At 72.1% G+C, this 17,870-nt stretch carries 5 protein-coding genes; 2 read left to right on the forward strand and 3 right to left on the reverse strand.

The annotated features are described in order from the left end of the window. Positions 1–290: 290 nt before the first annotated feature. Positions 291–596 (reverse strand): helix-turn-helix domain-containing protein, encoded by a 306-nt coding sequence (locus tag ACTIGN_RS14620; RefSeq protein WP_439625035.1) that lies wholly within the window; start codon positions 594–596, stop codon positions 291–293. A gap of 90 nt (positions 597–686) precedes the next feature. On the opposite strand from ACTIGN_RS14620, the gene ACTIGN_RS14625 reads away from it, so the two are divergent. Together ACTIGN_RS14625 and ACTIGN_RS14630 are read left to right on the forward strand one after the other, a co-directional pair. Then, positions 687–1,337 carry a hypothetical protein gene (locus ACTIGN_RS14625; RefSeq protein WP_439625036.1) on the forward strand — a complete coding sequence of 217 codons (651 nt, stop codon included), beginning with the start codon at positions 687–689 and terminating at the stop codon, positions 1,335–1,337. Positions 1,338–1,474: 137 nt separating this feature from the next. Next, positions 1,475–3,676, forward strand: coding sequence for a serine/threonine-protein kinase (locus ACTIGN_RS14630; protein ID WP_439625038.1), 2,202 nt, complete (start codon positions 1,475–1,477; stop codon positions 3,674–3,676). A 510-nt stretch (positions 3,677–4,186) separates the two neighbouring features. Here the strand turns inward: ACTIGN_RS14630 and ACTIGN_RS14635 are convergent. Further along, the gene (locus ACTIGN_RS14635; RefSeq protein ID WP_439625040.1) at positions 4,187–4,591 is read right to left on the reverse strand and encodes a toxin-antitoxin system YwqK family antitoxin; all 405 of its coding nucleotides are present in this window, start codon (positions 4,589–4,591) and stop codon (positions 4,187–4,189) included. Between the two features lie 53 nt (positions 4,592–4,644). Further along, positions 4,645–16,833: an RHS repeat-associated core domain-containing protein gene (locus ACTIGN_RS14640; RefSeq protein ID WP_439625042.1), complete on the reverse strand. Its 12,189-nt coding sequence runs from the start codon at positions 16,831–16,833 to the stop codon at positions 4,645–4,647. Positions 16,834–17,870: the final 1,037 nt, after the last annotated feature.

The raw sequence follows: 17,870 nt of genomic DNA on the forward strand, positions 1-17,870 counted from the left end.
TTACCTCACATCCGAGGTTCCCTTTCGGGCCGCGTTCCAGGCTCCCTTCGATACCGGGTGCCGTTGGAACGAAGATTAACTCTGGCCCGACAGCTACTCCGGAACCCACCCGCCTCGAAAAAGATCCTGCGGCACCGACAGGTCGGCCCGATACCCTAGTGACGTCCACGCGTGCTGGATCGACTCGGCCTCGGCAGCTGGGTTCCGGGGAGCGTCGGCCAAGAGTGCGAATGGAAAGGAAAAGTGGGTTATCCACCTCAACTGTGGAACGGTGGGACCGCACCCAGGAGCTACGACTGCCCCGCACGCGAGCGGCGTGCGGCCTTCTTGGTCGCCGCGTTCGATGGGTCCGCGGAGGCGGCTGCGAGGTACCGGGACAGGGCGTCGCGTGCGTCGGCGCCGCATGCGGCCGCCCACGCGCAGAACTCGGCCACGTCCATGCGGCGGTTGGCGACCTCGCAGTTGTGGACCCAACTCTGCGGCTTGCCCAACCGGGCGCCCAGGTCCCGCTGGGTGAGCCCCGCGCCCTCCCGGAGCGCCCGGAGCACCGCCAGGAGCGGCGCGTAAGCGGGGGCGTGTTGGGACTTGGTGGCCATCGGGGCCGAACATACCGACCTCGGGCCTTGACACGGTTTCAGTGTCAGGGCGAGAATGGGGCTTTCGTCCCAGCGTCCCCGGAGTGCCCCATGCCGTTCGTGACGTGCCCGGAGTGCGGCCACGAGTCCCACGCGCCACGGGACCTGATCGGGTTGACGTGGGACTGTCCCGAGTGCGCCGAGCCCATCGAGGTGGAGGGCGACCGGTCCCGGGGCCGGTCCCGGCGCTCGCGCGGGGGCGGGAACGGCGGGCGGTGGGTCGTGCTCGGCGTGCTCTTGGCCGCCGCGGTCGCCGCCGCGGTCGTGGTCGGTGCCCGGTGGTCGCGGCCCCAGGTGGTTCACGTCGGCCCGGGGGCCGGACCCGGGGCCGGGCCGGTGCCCGTCGCTCCGACCCCGGCCCTGCCGCTGGTGGACGTGTCCGGGGACGGGCCGGACTGGACGTACCGGGAGCTGGCCGAGTACCTCCGCTCGCGGGGCCTGGCGGTGCGCCTCGGGAACGCCCGGCGCGGCCCGTTCCTGGTGTTCACCACGGACGGCACGGAGTACCCGGTGGTCAACGCGCAACAGCTCCTGGACCTCGGTGCCCTGCCCGTGGACACGGTCGAGTTCCAGAAGTGCCCGTCGGCCCGAGCCGCCCGGGAGACCGCCGGGCAGAGCGAGAGCGGGACCTTCGCGTGGGGGCGGTGGTGCTTCAGCGGCCGGGAGGGGGACCTCGACCGCATCCGCCGAGCGCTCCCGTAGCCGGCGCTCGGGCCGCGAACCCGGGGCGGCCGCCGGGCCACCCTCTCGGGGCGGGCGCTCGCGCCGGGAGGGTGGCCCGGCATGCCACTGATGCGGCGGGCGCGAGCCGCGATGACCCCAACCCACGAGATTCGCCCGTGCGTGCGTTCCTGACGTGTCTGGCCGAGGCGGTCGCCGAGAAGGGGCTCCGGGGCCTGGCCGAGTTGGTCCCCGGCGGCCCGTACCTGGCCGGGGTCGCCGAGGCCACGTTCCAGAAGTACCGCGCCCGGGTCCGGGACGCCCAGCACCGGGCCGAGATCCAGGCCCTGGCCCAAGCCACGTTCGACGAGGTCCGGGCCGCCGCGGCGGCGGCCGCCCGGGCCGCCGTTCCCGACGCCCCGCCGGCCGCGGCCCTGGAACTGGAGCTGTACCTGACCCAGGTGCCCGGCGCGGTCCGCCGGTCCCTGGTCCGGCCCGACGACACCACCGGCCGCACGGCCCCCGCGGACTACGCCCTCGGCGGCCCCGGCGACGTGCTCCGGTTGCTCCCCGAGCACCCGCCCCGGTTCCGGCCCGGCGACGGGGTCCCCGGGCTCGACGGGTGGACCCTGGTCCGGCCCCTCGGGTCGGGCGGGTTCGGCGAGGTGTGGCTGGCCCGCGGGGGTCCCGGCGGGGCCGCCCCGGGGGCGGTCAAGTTCTGCCACCCCGAGCGGGCGGCCGAGCTGCGACACGAGGCGGACGTGATCCGCCGGGTCCGGGACGCCGGCCCGCACCCGCACATCGTCCAACTGCTCCACTCGAACCTCGGGTGCGACGCCCCGTGGCTCCTGTACGAGTACGTCGCCGGCGGGGTTGACCAGGCGGACCTCGGCGGGTGGGTCCGCGCGCTCCAGACCGTCCCCCCGGCCGAGCGGGCGCGGCAGGCCCTGATCGCGCTCCGCCAGTTGTGCCCCGCGGTGGCCCACTTCCACGCGCTGGCCCCGGCCGTGGTCCACCGGGACCTGAAGCCGGCCAACATCCTCGTGGACGCACGGACCCGGAAGCTGAAGATCACCGACTTCGGGATCGGGGCGGTCACGGCCCGGGCCGCGGCCCCGGGCGGGTCGTTCGCGGACGCGGCGTCGACGGGCCGGCGGACCGCGTTCCTCCGGGGCGCGCACTCGCCCCTGTACTCAAGCGCCCAGCAGCGGGCCGGGAGCCCGCCGGACCCGCGGGACGACGTGCACGCCCTCGGGGTCATCGCGTACCAGTTGCTGACCGGCCAACTGACGAGCGGCCCCGGGACCGACTTCGCGCACGACCTGCGGGCGGTCGGCGTCGATCGTGACCTGATCGCGCTGATCGGGGCGTGCGTGTCGAACAACCCGGCCCGGCGGCCCGCGGACGCCGGCGCGATGCTGGACCGGCTCCCGGGGTTCGCCGGCGGCCCGGTGGCCGAGGACGAGAACCGCGCCCCGCTGGTGCCCGTACTGGAGAGCGAGTCGGCCCGCGTCATCGATTACCGGCCCGGGGACGAGCCGGAGCCCGCGGACGACCCCCGAGCGCCAGCCCGGGACGAGCCCGAACCGGCGGACGAGCCGCTGTTCCGGCCGCGGCGACGGGCGGCGCGGGACCGGACCCGGGTGTGGTGGGTCGCCGGGGCCGGGGCGTTCGTGTTCTTGTTCGTCCCGTTCGTCGGGGTGCTCAAAAAGTTGGGCCGGGCGGGCGGGGCGGCCGCGACGCCCCCGCCGGGGGAGCCCGGACCGGCCGCGGCCGACGGCCCGGACCCCGCGACCCCCGCCGACGTCGCGTACGAGCGGGGCGTGGCGTACCTGACCGGGACCGGGGTGCCGTACGCCTACACCAAGGCCCGGGCGTGGCTGGAGCACGCGGCCGAGCGGGGCCACGCGGCCGCCCAGGCGAACCTCGGGCTGATCTACCACAAGGGGCTCGGGGTGCGTGCGGACCAGGCCCGGGCGGCGCAGTGGTTCCAGAAGTCCGCGGCCCAGGGTCACGTGGACGGGCAGTGCAACCTCGGGGTCATGTACGTCAAGGGGCTCGGGGTCGATCAGGACTTCGGGCGGGCCAAGGAGTGGTTCTCCCGGGCGGCGGCCCAGCTGCACCCGCCGGCGCAGGCATACCTGGGGCTCATGTGCGCGAACGGTCAGGGCGGCCCGGTGGACCACGACGGGGCGCGGGACTGGTACAAGTTGGCCGCGGCTCGTGGCGAGCCGCTGGGGGAGTACGGGCTGGGGTGCCTGTACGAGAGCGGGCACGGGGTCACCCGGAGCGTACCGACGGCGCTGGCGTGGTACCGCAAGGCGGCCGCCCGCGGGGACGACGACGCGAAGCGGGCCGTTGCCCGCCTGGAGCCGCGTTGACCTCCAGGTCGATGCCCTTCACACGAGCGGTCTCGACTGCTCACAGGATCGCGACCACGCAAGGCCGGCGAGGACGAGCCGGCCGCGGTCCCGGCCCCGTCGTAGGCGTGGGCGGTGGTCCCGTCCCCGGTGAGCTGGCTGGCCTTGTCGTAGGCGTACGCCGTGGGCACCCCGTTGTCGGTCCGCACCGTCACCCGGTCCGCCTTGTCGTACGCGTACCCCTCGGCCTGCACCACCGCACCGCCCGCGGCCGCCGTCGTTAGTTTGGTCAGCCGCCCGTCGGCGTCGTGCCCGTAGGTGGTGGTCGCCACCGGGACCGTGCCCGCCAGGTCGGCGAACCGGGTCACCGTCTCCCAAAGTACTGATCACCGGTCTCAATCGCGAGCATCTGCCAGAACGATGATCTCGACCCGCCCCTGAAAATTCCAGCGGCTGCCTGGGGCTATCATTATTATGAACAAGACGGCGATGCGCAGAATAATTGCGCATGGCGAACGCGATTGCCGTCATTCATGTCGGGCGTGGCAAATTTGCATGCCGACTGGCGATGAACTTATAAATTTCAGAGCCCCGGTCAATACTCCGATGAAGAACTATGTTGCCGGATAAATCAAGCTCTCGGTATTCAATTTCCACACCGTCAACATATATGGCGCAAATTCTGGGCGAACCATCGTTGTACCACTCTTTCATTTCACCTTGAACGCGACCCCGCACGGCAAGCCACTCTCGACGCAACACGCCATTATCAAACCATTCTCTGCAGACACCTTCGCAGAATCCGTCCGTATAATGATATTCCCCCCGCAGGGCACGATTCTCGTGAAACGCACGAACAAGACCAGATACCGGCCTGTCTTGGTAAAGCCGAATATCGTCATCCATATCAAGATCAGCCGCATCAATGTAATCCATAATATAAACCTCGATAAAGTCATTAACATTTAATGCATTAAATGATAATGCATTTAATGAATATATTCCACTCCAGGAAGCAGATGGTCACACTGGGGACATGGAGGCTTAATGTTACCAAAAAATTTCTTCATTTGAAGCTCCATGGTCCACACGCTGATCTCGCTGAGCTTGGCACCTGGCCGGGCTTTCAGAAGTTCGTTAACTGCATAGATCTCAGCATGAGAGCCAGCACCGGCGGTCTTCTCGTAAACAGGAACAGTTACCATGCCCCTCGCGATTTGATCCGTCAGATCTTTCGGAACTCTCCCCAACGCATCGTTGTAATAGACCTCGCTGATTCGCCCAGTCACTCGATCAATGGCAATGCTACTACAGGGGCCGAGATCTGCCTTCGACTCTCCTAGCAAAATGCGATAAGCATAGTTCTCCGTCGAAATGAGCTTAAGGTTTTGGATTTCCCGTTGAGTGAGCGGAAACGGATCTATGCCACGACGCATTGCCGCATATGAATATCCACCGCTCATACCAGAGCCGACGACTACGGGTCGGCCTCTCATCGCCGCAAGGCTTGCAGCACTTCTACTTTCGTAAGTCGCAGCACCACCGGACATTGCTGCGAGCCCCGACAGCGTCAGATTATATAAAGTATTTCGGGTATCGATATACGGATTGCCCCAGGCAGGATGAGGATAGGCTTGATGACCAACTACTTGCATCGGAGACCAGGCACGATCAACCGGCATAGCTTCGATATACGACATGCGAATAAGAAACTCGGAGGAAAATCTCAAATACCAAGATCCCGCATCAACAACCGCCCCTCCAGCAGTTGCCCCTGCATCGACTAATGTCCTGCCTGCCGTCTTCACTGCCGCCGCACTCAACTGCGGACTTTGTTGAACCAACTGCGCCGCGGCTTGGAATGGTCCAAAGGTCGATGCTGACCCGATCACTTCACGATAACCAGGCGGGGGGGCAGTCAGCCCACCAGAGTGATAGGCAGACTCCATCTGTGCAACAGGATTGCCAAGATTGGTTCCAGTCGTCCCAAGGCCAGGATTGCTGGAAGGCCGAAGAGGGCTACCCCCATTTGCGTAGACAGCAAAGCTGAAATTCGCTTGACCGGTCCTACGAACTCGCGGCCAGCCGTCAGGTGCCCGCATGAATGTCCCATCGGGGTTTCGCTCGTATTCGTAGTTATTGTCACGCTCCCGAATTCCTCCCTCAAAGAGATGCCACATTGTAATGCCGCGAATATAGTCCTTGACCCCAGCATCCTCCATCGCTTTTGCAATTTTATTATAGACGTCGTCAGTCTTGCGTGCCGCATCCTGCACCTTAACGCTATGCTTTCCATTAATCTCTGGTCCAATTATAAGGCTATCGCCCCCGAGTTCTTTCCACTTTTCCAATTCCGCTTTTGGTATCCATATTTCCATCCCGCTCGGGTCGGTGGCGTTGGTCGGTGAATTTTTGACGAACCGGTATAGGTTGTCGTCGCCGGCGGCGAACCCCTTGGGGTCCTCGCTGGTGAACCGCCCCAGGGCCGGGTCGTACGCCCGGCCCCGCGCGTGGTACAGGTCCAGGGCCGCGTCGTACTCCATCCCCTGGAAGGCGTACCGGTCGGTCACGCTCCCGCTCGCCAGGTTGCCGAACGCGTCGAACGCGCTGCTCGCGACCAGGCCACCCGAATTGTCAAGGACGTGCCGGACCGATCCCTGCCGGTCCCCCACGTACCACGATACCGCGCCGGCCCCGTCCTCGCGAGCCTCGATCTCGTTCACTGCCGGCCCGAACACCCGCCGCGCCACCAGCGCGCCGGACCCGTCCAGGTCGGCCCACGTGTCGAAGTTCTCGGTCCCCACGGGCTTCGGCTTGGCCGGGTCCCACCCGTCCACCGCGAAGTGCCGCTCGGTCACTGTCCCGCCCAGATCGATCGTCCGCGCGATCCGGTTCCCGTACGCGTCGTACGCGTACTCGACCCGCAGGTCCACCGGCCCGCCAGCGGTGCCGCGCCGCTCGGCCCCGGTCATCTGGTTCCGGTGGTCGTAGGCGTAAGCCCACGCCTCCCCCGTGGAGCCGTTCACCTTCCCGACCACGTTCCCCTCGGCGTCGTGGGTGTACGTCCACGTGCCGTCGGTGGTGGTCCGGTTACCCGCGGCCGTCGCGTACCCCGGGCTGGTCCGGTTCCCGGAGCCGTCGTAGGCGTGGGCGGTGGTCCCGTCCCCGGTGAGCTGGCTGGCCTTGTCGTAGGCGTACGCCGTGGGCACCCCGTTGTCGGTCCGCACCGTCACCCGGTCCGCCTTGTCGTACGCGTACCCCTCGGCCTGCACCACCGCACCGCCCGCGGCCGCCGTCGTTAGTTTGGTCAGCCGCCCGTCGGCGTCGTGCCCGTAGGTGGTGGTCGCCACCGGGACCGTGCCCGCCAGGTCGGCGAACCGGGTCACCGTCTCCCGCAGCCCGCGGTTGTCGTAGGCGTGGTCGATCCGCACCGGCGTGACGCCGACCCCGCCGACCCGCTCGCTCTCCTGGCGGTTGAGGGCGTCGAACACGACCGTGGTGGCCCCGCCCTGCGAGTCGATCACACTGTTGCGGTTGTTGGCCTCGTCGTACCCGAACACCAGCCACTGGCCGAACGGCGCGTACACCTGGGTCACCTGCCCGGCCTCGTCGTACGCGTAGTGGTACTCCCCGTCCGGGTCGACGGCGGCCGTCACCCGGTCCGCGTCGTCGTACTGCCACGTCTGCACCTGGACCGTGGACCCGTCGGTCGCGAGCCACGCCTCCGACGTCTTGCGGCCGTCGTCGTCGTACCCGAACTTCCGCACCCGCCCGAGCCGGTCGACCTCCTCCTCGACCCGCCCGGCGTCGTCATACGTCGTCACCGTCGTCCCGCCCAACGGGTCGGTCTCTAGGAACGGGCGGTTGAGCGCGTCGTACTCCCACGCGGTGGCGTTGCCGCTCGGGTCGGTCAGCTTCGTCCGGTTGCCCGCCTTGTCGTACGCGTACACGGTCTTCGCCGCCCCGCCCCGCGGGTCGGTCACCGACGCCAGCCGGTTGAGCGCGTCGAACGCGTACACCGTCCGGTTGCCCATCCCGTCGGTCGCGGCCTTGACGTTCCCGACCTCGTCGTACTCCGTCTTGCTGCGGCTCCCGAGCGGGGACACGGTGGCCACGGGCCGGTTCACCGCGTCGTACTCGTACCTCGTGCGGTTGGTCAGCGGGTCGACAGACGCCACCTTGTTCGAGGCGGCGTCGTACTCGGTCTTCCACTGCCGGGTGAGCGCGTCGGTCGTCACCGCCGCCCGGCCGAGGGCGTCGAACCGGGTCGCCGTGGTGTTCCCGCGGCCGTCGGTCACCGACACCACCCCGCCGAACACGTCGTACTTCGTCGTCGTGGCGTGGGTCAGGGGGTCGGTGACCGTCGTCCGGCGGCCCAGGGCGTCGTAGCCGAAGCGGGTGGTCTCGCCCTCGCCGTTGGTGACCGCGACCGCGTTGTTCGCCGAGTCGTACGCGGTCTCCGTGCGGTGCCCCGTTCCCGTGCGGTTACCCAGCGGGGTGACGGCCGCGACCCGCTGGTCCAGGTCGTTGTACTCGTACGTCGTCCGGTTCAGGAGCGGGTCGGTGACCGCGACCACGTTCGACCGCCCGTCGTACGCGGTCCGCGACACGTTGCCCAGCGCGTCCTCGACGGCCACCGCCCGGCCGAGCGGGTCGAACGTCGTCTCCGTGCGGTTCCCCCGCGGGTCGGTCACCGCGACCGCGTTCCCGGCCGCGTCGTACGCCGTGGCGGTGACCCCGCCGAGGGCGTCGGTCACGGTCATCCGGCGTCCCAGGGCGTCGTACGCGTACGCGGTCGCGTTCCCGCGGGCGTCGACCGTGCGGGCCACCCGGTTGAGGCCGTCGTACGCGGTCAGCGTCTGGTTCCCGAGCGCGTCGACCGACAGGTACGGCCGCTTCAGGTCGTCGAACAGGGTGCGGGTGGTCCGCCCGAGCGGGTCGACCACCGCGGTCGTGTTCCCGGCCGCGTCGTACCGGTACTGCGTCACCGGCGACGCGTGGCCCAGCCGGGCCAGCGCCAGGGCCGGGTCCGCCGTCCACGCGGCGGTGACGCGGGTGGGCCGGTTGAGCCGATCGTACTCGGTCCGCGTGACCCGTGTCTCGTCGAACGCCGCCCCCGGGTCGGGGCTGACCACCAGCGGCCGGACGGTCCGAAACTCGACGTTCCCGGCCGCGTCGTGCCGGTACAGGGTGACCCGAGCGTTCTGCTTGGATGCGTCGGCGTCGATCCACTCGGTCGTGGCCCGGAGCCGCCCCAGGGCGTCGTACCGGGACGTGGTCCGCCCGAGCCGCTCGGCCAGGTCCGCGACCCCCCCGGGTGCGACGTGCCCGGTCTCGCGGAACACCTCGTGCCCGGCCCCGTCGTACCCGACGTCGGTCGACCGGATCGGCGCGAACCCGGCGAGCGGGTCGCCGCCCAAGTCGGGGACGAGCGTGGTCCCCTCGGTGATCCGGGTCGGCTGGTCCAGGCGGTCGTACACGTACCGCGTGGCCCGGCGGGTCTCGGACGCCGGCCCGGGCGGGCTACCCTCACCCGTCAGCGCGACAGGCGATTCCTGGAGCACGACGCGGTTGACCCCGTCGTAGGTCCACCGGGTCTGCGGCGGCGCGTGGCCCAGGTCGGCAGCGGTCGCGTTGGCCGCCGCGGTGCTCGCGGTCCGCCGGTTCAGGGGGTCGTACGCGTTCACGGTCACGGTGACCGCCGCCGACGGCAGGGCGGCCGCGGCCTTCGCGTCCGCGGCCGCCGGTACGTACCCGTACGCCCGTGGGACCGCCTCCCAGGTGACGTTGCCGGCCGGGTCATACCCGCGGGCGGTCGTCCGCGACGCCCCGGCCACCCCGGCCGCGACGGTCGTGGTCGTGGGCCGGTTCAGCTCGTCGTACGCGTACGCCGTGACCCGCGGCACGAGCGGCAGCCCGGCCGCCCCGGCGGACACGGGGACCGGGTCGGTCACCGCGACCAGCCGGTCGTTCGCGTCGTAGGCGTACCCCGTGGTCCGCTGCACCCGGCTGCCCACGCCCTCGGTGGCGGCCGTCTGCCGCCCGAGGGCGTCGTATCCGTACGCGCTGGTGACGCTCGCGGCCCCGCCGTCGTCGCCGGCCCCCGAGGCAAACCGGTTCTCGGTCACCGCCTCCAGCCGGCCCCGGGCGTCGTAGGTGTTCTTCGCTTGACTCAGGAAGTCACCCGGCACTCCGCCCGAACCGGTCGTGCCGCCGCCGAAGACGTACTCGGGCTCGTCGAACCGGGTGTACGTGGTCCGGGCCACGGTCCCGCGCGGGTCGACGGCCAGGGTGAGGTTGTCCCGTGCGTCGTACCGGTACGCGGCGGTCGGCACGGACTCGGGGGCGTACAGGCCGTCGTCCGGGCCGCCGGACCAAGAGTGGGACGTCCCGGCGGCCGCCGACGCGAGCCGGTTGTGGGCGTCGTACCCGAACGTGTCGGTGACCGACTGGTAGCTGGGGGCCGCGTCTCCGGCGTTGCTCGCGCCCCCGGTCCGCTTCTCGGTCCGCACGTTGTCCGCGGCGTCGTACGTCCACTCGGTGGCCCGGGGCTGGGCCGAGCCGGCGTCGAGGAACACCCCGGTCGTCCGCCCCAGGTAGTCGTACCCGTACGCCGTCGTGCGGGTCTCGGGCGCCTTGGAGTCGATCGTCTCGGTGACGCTCTGGACCTGCCCGTTGGGCGCGTACTGGGTCACGGTCTGCGGGCGCGTGAACGGGACCGGCGACCGGTCCGCGACGGCCTTGTTCGACGGCAGGTTGGCCGCGGCGGTCGCGGTGACGGTCCACTTGGCGTCGTTGTACGCGAAGTGGGTGCCCACGTGGGTGACGCCTGCGGTCCCCTCGCCGGCGTACTCCCGGGCCCCGTACACAAGGGGCTCGTACGCCCACGTGACCCGCCCGACGGCGTCGTACGCGGTCAGCGCGGTCCGCTCGCGCGGGGTACCGGCCGCCTCAGTGGCCGCGGTGGGGCGGTTGAGCGCGTCGTACCCGAACTCGGCGCGGACCCCGAGGCCGTCTGTGACCCAGGCAACGTTGCCGACCGCGTCGTACCCGGTGCCGGTGGACCGCTGGACCGCGGTGCCGGCGGCCTCGGTCACGCGGGTCGGGCGGTCCAGGGCGTCGTACGCGACCACGGTCACGGTCCCGTCGGACGCGACCGACCGGGTCGGGTTCCCGTTCAGGTCGTACCCGGTCCCGGTGGTCCGCCCGGACCCGGGCGCGAGCGGGGAGCCCGGCCCCGCGGCCAGCGCCCCGGCGGCGGTCGCGGCCGTGACCCGGCCGACCGGGTCGTACCGGTACGCGTCGACCAACACCTCCCCCGCGGGTTCCGCGTCGTACGCCTGGCGGGAGGTGACCCGCGCGACGTTCCCGGCCGCGTCGTAGGCCATCCCGGTGGTCCGGGCGAGGGTCCCGGCGTCGGCCGGGCCAGCCTTGCCGGCCAGGTCGGCCAGGGTGTACCCGGCCCCGTCGGTAACGGCCGACGGGCGGTTCCGGCTGTCGTAGGTGGTCCGCACCCGGGTCCAGTACGACTCGCCCGTGGCGGCCAGGGCCGAGGGGGCGTCGTAGTCCCGCGGGTCCCACACGTCGGTCAGGTTCCCGGCCGCGTCGTAGTCGAACCACGTGGTCCGGGCCAGCGGGGTGCCGGCCCCCTCGGTCGCAGAGGTCGCCAGCCCGCGGGCGTCGTACTCGGTCTCGGTCGTCCCGGTCCGCGGGTCGACCGTCTCGGTGACCTGGCCCTGCTCGTTGTACTCCCAGGCGCTCTCGGCGCCCCACACGTCGACCGACGCGGTCAGCCGGTTCAGCCCGTCGTAGGTCGTTTCGGTGACCCGGTCGAGCGGGTCGGTGACGGTCGCGACGTTGCCCGCGGCATCGTAGGCGTACCGGGTGAACCCGAGGGCCGCGTCGGTGACCCGCCACAGCCGCCGGGCGGTGCCGTACTCGTACGTCGTCGTGTTCTGCCGGGCGTCGGTGACCGTCTCCACCAGGCCCGCGAACGCGCCGGCCAGGTACGTGTACGTGGTCGTGTGATGCAGCGGGTCGGTGACGGACAGCAGGTTGCCGCGGGCGTCGTAGGCGTACCGGGTGGTCCGGCCGTACGAGTCGGCCGCGGCGAGCACCTGCCCGAACGCCGGGTCGTAGACGAACGACTGGCTCCCGCCGTCGGGGAGGGAGACGCGGGTCAGGTGCCCGTCCCCGTCGTACGCCGACCGGGTCGTGTACCCGCGCTCGTCGGTCCGGGCCGTCACCTGCCCGGCGGCGTCGCGCTCGGCGGTGGTCGACGTGGCGTCGGCGAACGTGGTGGTCCCGGACCGGCCGAGCCGGCTCAGGGTCACCGTCGTCGCGTGGTCCCGCGGGTCGGTGACCGCCCCGGTGCCGGGGAGCCGGACCGGCGAGGCGTTCGGGTCGATCCCGCCCAGGCCCCACGCCGCGGCCGGGGCCACGGCGTACGCGTCGGCCCCGAGGGTGAACGACTCGACCAGCCCCTCCGCGTCGTAGGCGTACCCGGTGGCCCGCGTGCCCCACGTCTCGCTCGTGACCAACCCGCCGTCCGAGGTGAACGCCCGCGTTCCCCCGGCGTCGGCGATCGACGCCAAGTGCCCGTCGGCCAGGCTCAGGTCCACCGTCCGGCCGCCGGCCTCCGCGAGCCGGACGAAGTCGCCGCCCTCAGCGGCCACCGCCACCGCGTTCCCGTCGACGGTGGTGACCCCGGTCAGGGCGCCGGTCCCCGGGTCCCGGTCGAACCCGGTCACCAGCCCGTTGCGGTCGGTGATGGTTTGGAGCCGGCCGAGGGGGTCGAACGCCCACAACTCGCCGAACTCGGACGTGTACGCGAACCCGGCGCAGGTCCCTTTCAACTCCCCGAAGTCCTCGGGCGGGGTCGCGAACCCGAGCCCGTCCCGCGCGAAGTACCGGCTCTCCCCGGTCCCGTACACGAGCAGCGCCCCGCCCGCCCCGTCGGCGTTCGGGACCACCCGCCAGTCCAGGTCCAGGGCCCACCCGGCCCCGTACTGGCTCCCCGCGTTGTCCACCACCTGCGCCCACCCGGTCGCGTCCCACCCCCCGGCCGCAGGGTCGACCCCGGGCACCTGGCCCGGCGCGTACGCCTCCACGGACATGGTCCAGTCGTGGACCCCCTCGGTCGCCGCGTCGTCGGGCCGGGCCGCGACCACCCACGCCCCTGAGTAGTCCTCGGGCACCGTCACCGTACGGGGCTCCTGCGCGACGCCGTCCCACGTGAGGGTGACCACCGCGGTCCACCCCGGGGCCGCGGGCAGGGGCACCGTGCCCTCGATCACCGGCCGCGGGTCGGCGGTCGCCGAGTTGTACACCAGGTGCGGGTCCCGTCCGACCCCGGTCCCGGGGCTCCGGTCGAAGTCCAGCGCGTGCCACAGTCGCACCGCCCCGGTGTTGGGCGACACCTCGCCCGCCGGCCCGGCGGGCACCCACGTCGCGTCGTCCCGCTCGTCCCGCCGCTGGCCCGCGGTGAACGCGCCCGGGTCCGCCACCCGCGCGGCCCGCGCCGCCAGCAGGGTCGCGGCCCGGTCCGGCCCGACCTCCAGGCTCCGCACCAGCACCGCCACCCGGTAGTCCCCGGCGGCCGCGTACGCGTGCTCCGGCGCGGTGACCGCGAACGCCCCGCCCCCGAGCGGGTCCACGGTCGCGGTGCCCCACGTCCCGTCGCCCCAGTCCACCACCGCCTCGTACCCGGCGTCCGACGTGAACGGGTCCGCGAACCGCAGCACCTCGACCGGGGCGTGCTCGACCCCGGCGTCGAACTCCACCGCCCCGAACGGCGAATCGGCGGCGACCGCCAGGGCCGCGTCCCCGGCGGTCACGCCCCACGCCCCGCCGTCGGACACGGCCCCCGCGGTCACCACGACCCCCGGCGCGTAGTCGTCGGGCGCGAGGTACCCGGGCGCGCCGGCCGTCCCGCCCGGCCCCTCGGCGAACACCTCGGCGTACCCCGACGACCCGAACGCGGCGAGCCGGGCCGCGCCCACCAGGTTCAGCGGGTCGTTCCACGCCACCTCGCCCTCCAGCGTCGCCGCGGCCGCCGCCGGGTCGACCCGGGCCACCCCCACCGACGCGGCGTACGCCGCCCCCTGGGCCACCTCGACCACCCGGACCGCGGCGTCGGTGCCCCACACCTCACCGGCGGCGGACACGTCCGCGACTCGGACCGTGACCCGGTACGCGCCGGGGGCGGCGAACTGGTGCGCGCCGCCGACCCAGAACCGGCCCCCGCTCCCGTACACGGTCCCGGCCGACTCGGTCCCGTCGCCCCACGTGACCCACGCCCGGTACCGGTCCGCGGCGTCCGTCTCGTCCCCCGAGGTGAACGCGGCCACGAGGAACTCGTCGGCCCCGTCCCCGGCGCTCCGCTCCACGTCCGCGGGGGCGACCCCGGTGTCGGCCACCAGCTCGGCGTCGGCGACGGTCAGTGTGGTCCCGACCACGCCGACCAGCGTCCCGGTCCCGGGGGTCCCGGCCCCGCTCGCGTCGTGGAGCACCGCCACGCGGACCCCGAACACGCCCGGCTCCGCGGCCCCCGGCGCCGCCCGGAACTCGACCACGCCCCCGGCGTCCGTGCCCGCGACGACCGCCGGCGGGCTCCCGTCGCCCCACTCGATCACCGCCGAGTAGTCCCCCGCGTCCGCCCCCGTCGGGAGCGGGAACGACGCCACCAGCTCCTCGGCCCCGGCGGCCTCGGTGACCGCGACCGGGAACGACTCCAGGCCGGCAACGTTGGCCGCGCCCGGGTCGGTCACCGTGACCTCGGCCTCGCCGGTCCCGACGACCTCGCCCCCGGCCTCGCGGTTCGACGCCGTGTCGCGGATCACCACCCGGGCGGCGTAGGTGCCGGGGGTGTTGAACGTCTGCTCGGGCACGTACACGGTCACCGTACCGGCCCCGTCGTCCCCCAGCCACGTGCCCGGCACCACCCCGGACCCGTCGCCCATCCGGACCGCGGCCGCGTACCGGTCGGCCGTGGCCCCGTCGGGCAGCGCGAACGTCGCCACCGGGGTGCCCGCGGCCGCGGTCGGCACGCACTTCACGGCGGCCACCGGGACGCCGGTCACCTCGACCGCCGGGGCCGCGATCGCAGCCGACAGGTGGGTGGCCGCCTCGCGGGTGACGGTCCCGCCCGCGTACCGGGCGGTGACGGTGACGGTGACCCCGTACGCGCCGGGGTCCGCGTACGGGGGCGTGCCCGTGACCACGAACGACCCGGCCCCGCCGGTGACCTCGGCGTCGGTGACGGTCCCGTCGCCCCAGTCGATGGTCGCGGTGTAGTCGGCCGCGGTCCGGGTGTCGTCGGCGTCGGTGAACGTGGCCACCACGGCCTCGGCGAACGCCTCGCCGGCGGTGCCCGTGACGACCGCGCCCGGGGTCACCTGGGTGTCGCTGAACACGACGGCGGCGGGTGCCGCGGTCAGGTGCAGGTCGTCGACCCGCAGCCCGACCGGGGTGTGCGCGGCGCTGCCGGACGCCACCGGGTCGTTGCGGAGGACGAACGTGAGGGTGTTGGTGCCGGGCAAGAACACGGCCCCGCCGGTCCCCGCGGCGACCGCGAAGTCGGCGTACCCGCGGTACGCCTCGACCCCGGTGCCCGGGTCCGGGCCGGTGACGGTGAGCCCGAGCGGGACGCCGTTGAGGTACGCCTCGACCCCCTGGTTGTCGGCCGACCACCGCCCGGTGAGGGCCGCGGTCGCCGGGTCGTACCCGGCCAGGCTGAACGTGGTCTGGAACGCGTACGTGCCGACCGGCCCGCTCCCGTCGGCGGACGTCGCCAGCGGGGCGACCCACCGCGAGTTGTCGTCGTTGGCGACCCACAGCGGGAACGGGTACGCCCCGGCCGGGACCACCTTGGCCGGGCCGACGAGCGTGCTGGTCGGGGCGGACACCACGGTCCAGTGCGGGTCGACGGCCGGGCCGATCGGGTCCCACTCGACCCGCAGCCCGGTCGGGTTCGGTGCCGACCCGGCGTTGGTGACGCGGAACTCGACCGTGTTGGCCCCGGCCACCAGGTACGACCCGGACAGGGCGAAGGGGGCGAGGCCCCCGAACCCGGTGAGGGCCGCCCCGGTGTCGGTGCCGTTGACGAAGATGCGGGCCTGGTCGTCGGCCGCCCACGTGCCCGAGAGGACGAGGTTCGCCGGGTCGGTGACGGTGACCGTGGTGGCGTAGGTGTACGTTCCGGGCGGGGCGTTCCCCTGGGCGTCGGCGGCTGCGGGGACCACCCACGCCGAGCCCGCGGTGTCCCCGGCCCACGGGCCGATTGGGTACCCGCCGGCGGCGGTCCGCACCTTGGTGCCGCCGGCGTACCCGGACGGGGCCGCGGTGACCGAGAAGTGCGGGTCCGGGGCCAGGTTCGCCAGCCCGGCACCGGTGGAGTACAGGCCGGACGCCGCGGGCGCGGCCGCGTCGGGCAGGGGGCTCCCGTCGGGGCCGACGCCGGTGTTGAACAGGCCGCCGTTGCCGGCCGCGGTGCCGTTCGCGGGGACGGTGGCGGTCGGGGCCGGCTCGCCGGTTCCGGTGAGCCCGGCGACCCGCAGCCCGGTCGGGCCGCCGCCGTTGGTGACGACGAACTCGATCACGTTGACGCCGGGCCGGAACCCGGCGGTCAGGGCGAACGGGGCCAGCGCGGTGAACCCCGGGGCGGCGAGGGCGACGCCGGTGCCGACGCCGTTGAGGAGGATGGTCGCGGCGTCGTCGGCGGCCCACGTCCCGGAGACCGTGACGGTGGCCGGGTCGACCCCGGTGAGGTCGACCGTGGTCCGGTACCGGAACGTGCCGGCCGGGGCGTTGCCGTCGCCGTCGGTGGCGGCCGGGACGACCCACCGGGACGTGGCGAGGTTGGCGGCCCACGGGCCGATCGGGAACCCGTCGCTGGTGATCGTGCGGGCGGCGCCCGGCATCAGGCCGGTGCCGCCGGGGCTCACGAGCTGGTAGTGGGGGTCGGTCTGGTCGTCGGCGAGGGCGGCCCCGGCGGCGTCGACCCCGGTGTCGAACAGGGTCAGGCTGACGGCGAGGAGGTCCCGGCCCTCGAGCGCCTCGACCGCGAGCCGGGCCCGCCGCGGGGCGAGCGGCAGGTTCCCGAGGAGGTAGTCCCACACCCGGGTGCGGAACGCGCGCGCGAGGGACTTGACGGACCAGCGGCGGGCGGGGGCGGGCATCGGGCGGTCCTCGGGACTCGGGTGCATCCAGGAGTACGAACGCCGCACCGGGCGTCAACTCGAAAGTTCAAACGGTTCGGCGCACGCCGCGGCCCACGCTGGGTTGCGCGATCCGTTGTGACGCCGCGCGCACCGGTGGGTCGCGTTGCGTTCACGGGAACAGCACAACTATACACATTAACACTATCGCGTCAAATCGACCGTTTCGGATCGGGCGGAACGCCCGTGCGGGGCGGTGGTTCCGGTTGTGAACGATACGAACCTTGGGGGTCGGTCGCGCCGCTCACCGACGCGGGCTCTCGCGAACTGCCGCCCGGTACCTATCAATTCCAGCAGCGCACTTGGACGCTGTTGCGTCACGCATCCGCCCCCGCTCGGCCGCAGTGGTGGCACGCATGGTTCATCGCGAACCGCCGTGAAATCGTGTCACTGAAAGCGCCGCAGAGTCATGACACGATCAACTCGTCGGGTTTCACTCGCCGGCGACAGCTCGTGGCGTTTCAGCACACGTTCGCTCTACCGGCACCGGAAGTCGAGCGTGCCGGCCCCTTGCCGCAGCGTCCGAGGTGGGAGCAAGCGCGCTGCGGGCGCGCCAACGGTCTCCGTGTCCGGCGGCTCGCACGCGGGCCTGTGTGTCCCTTCGACACAATCACCGGCACCGCGGGCGACCGAGCTTGCCGATCTCCGCCCGCCCCTTTGATGGGCTGTATCTTGTTCAACGCATCGTCCGAGCGCCGGTTAACACCTCCGACGTGGATCCGCCCAAGAGTCACCTGTCCCTTCCCCGGGCAGGGCCCGAACCTCTAACTGCCTGCCCAAGGCCTTAAACTGGTCCGATACACGATTCGGTTGGCCGCCTGTACCTCTATTCCGGTTCGCTGAGCGGCACCTGACGCGGAGTGCTATTGGCGCCGCGATCGCCCGAGGGCGCAGTCGAGGCTCCGGACCTGGTGGGCGAGCACCTTGAGTTTGAAATCCTGACCGGCCGGCGACCCCGACGACAGCGCCGCGAGCAGAGCGGCGCTGAGCCCGTTGCG

This window comes from Gemmata sp. (assembly GCF_051859125.1).
Taxonomy (GTDB): Bacteria; Planctomycetota; Planctomycetia; order Gemmatales; family Gemmataceae; genus Gemmata.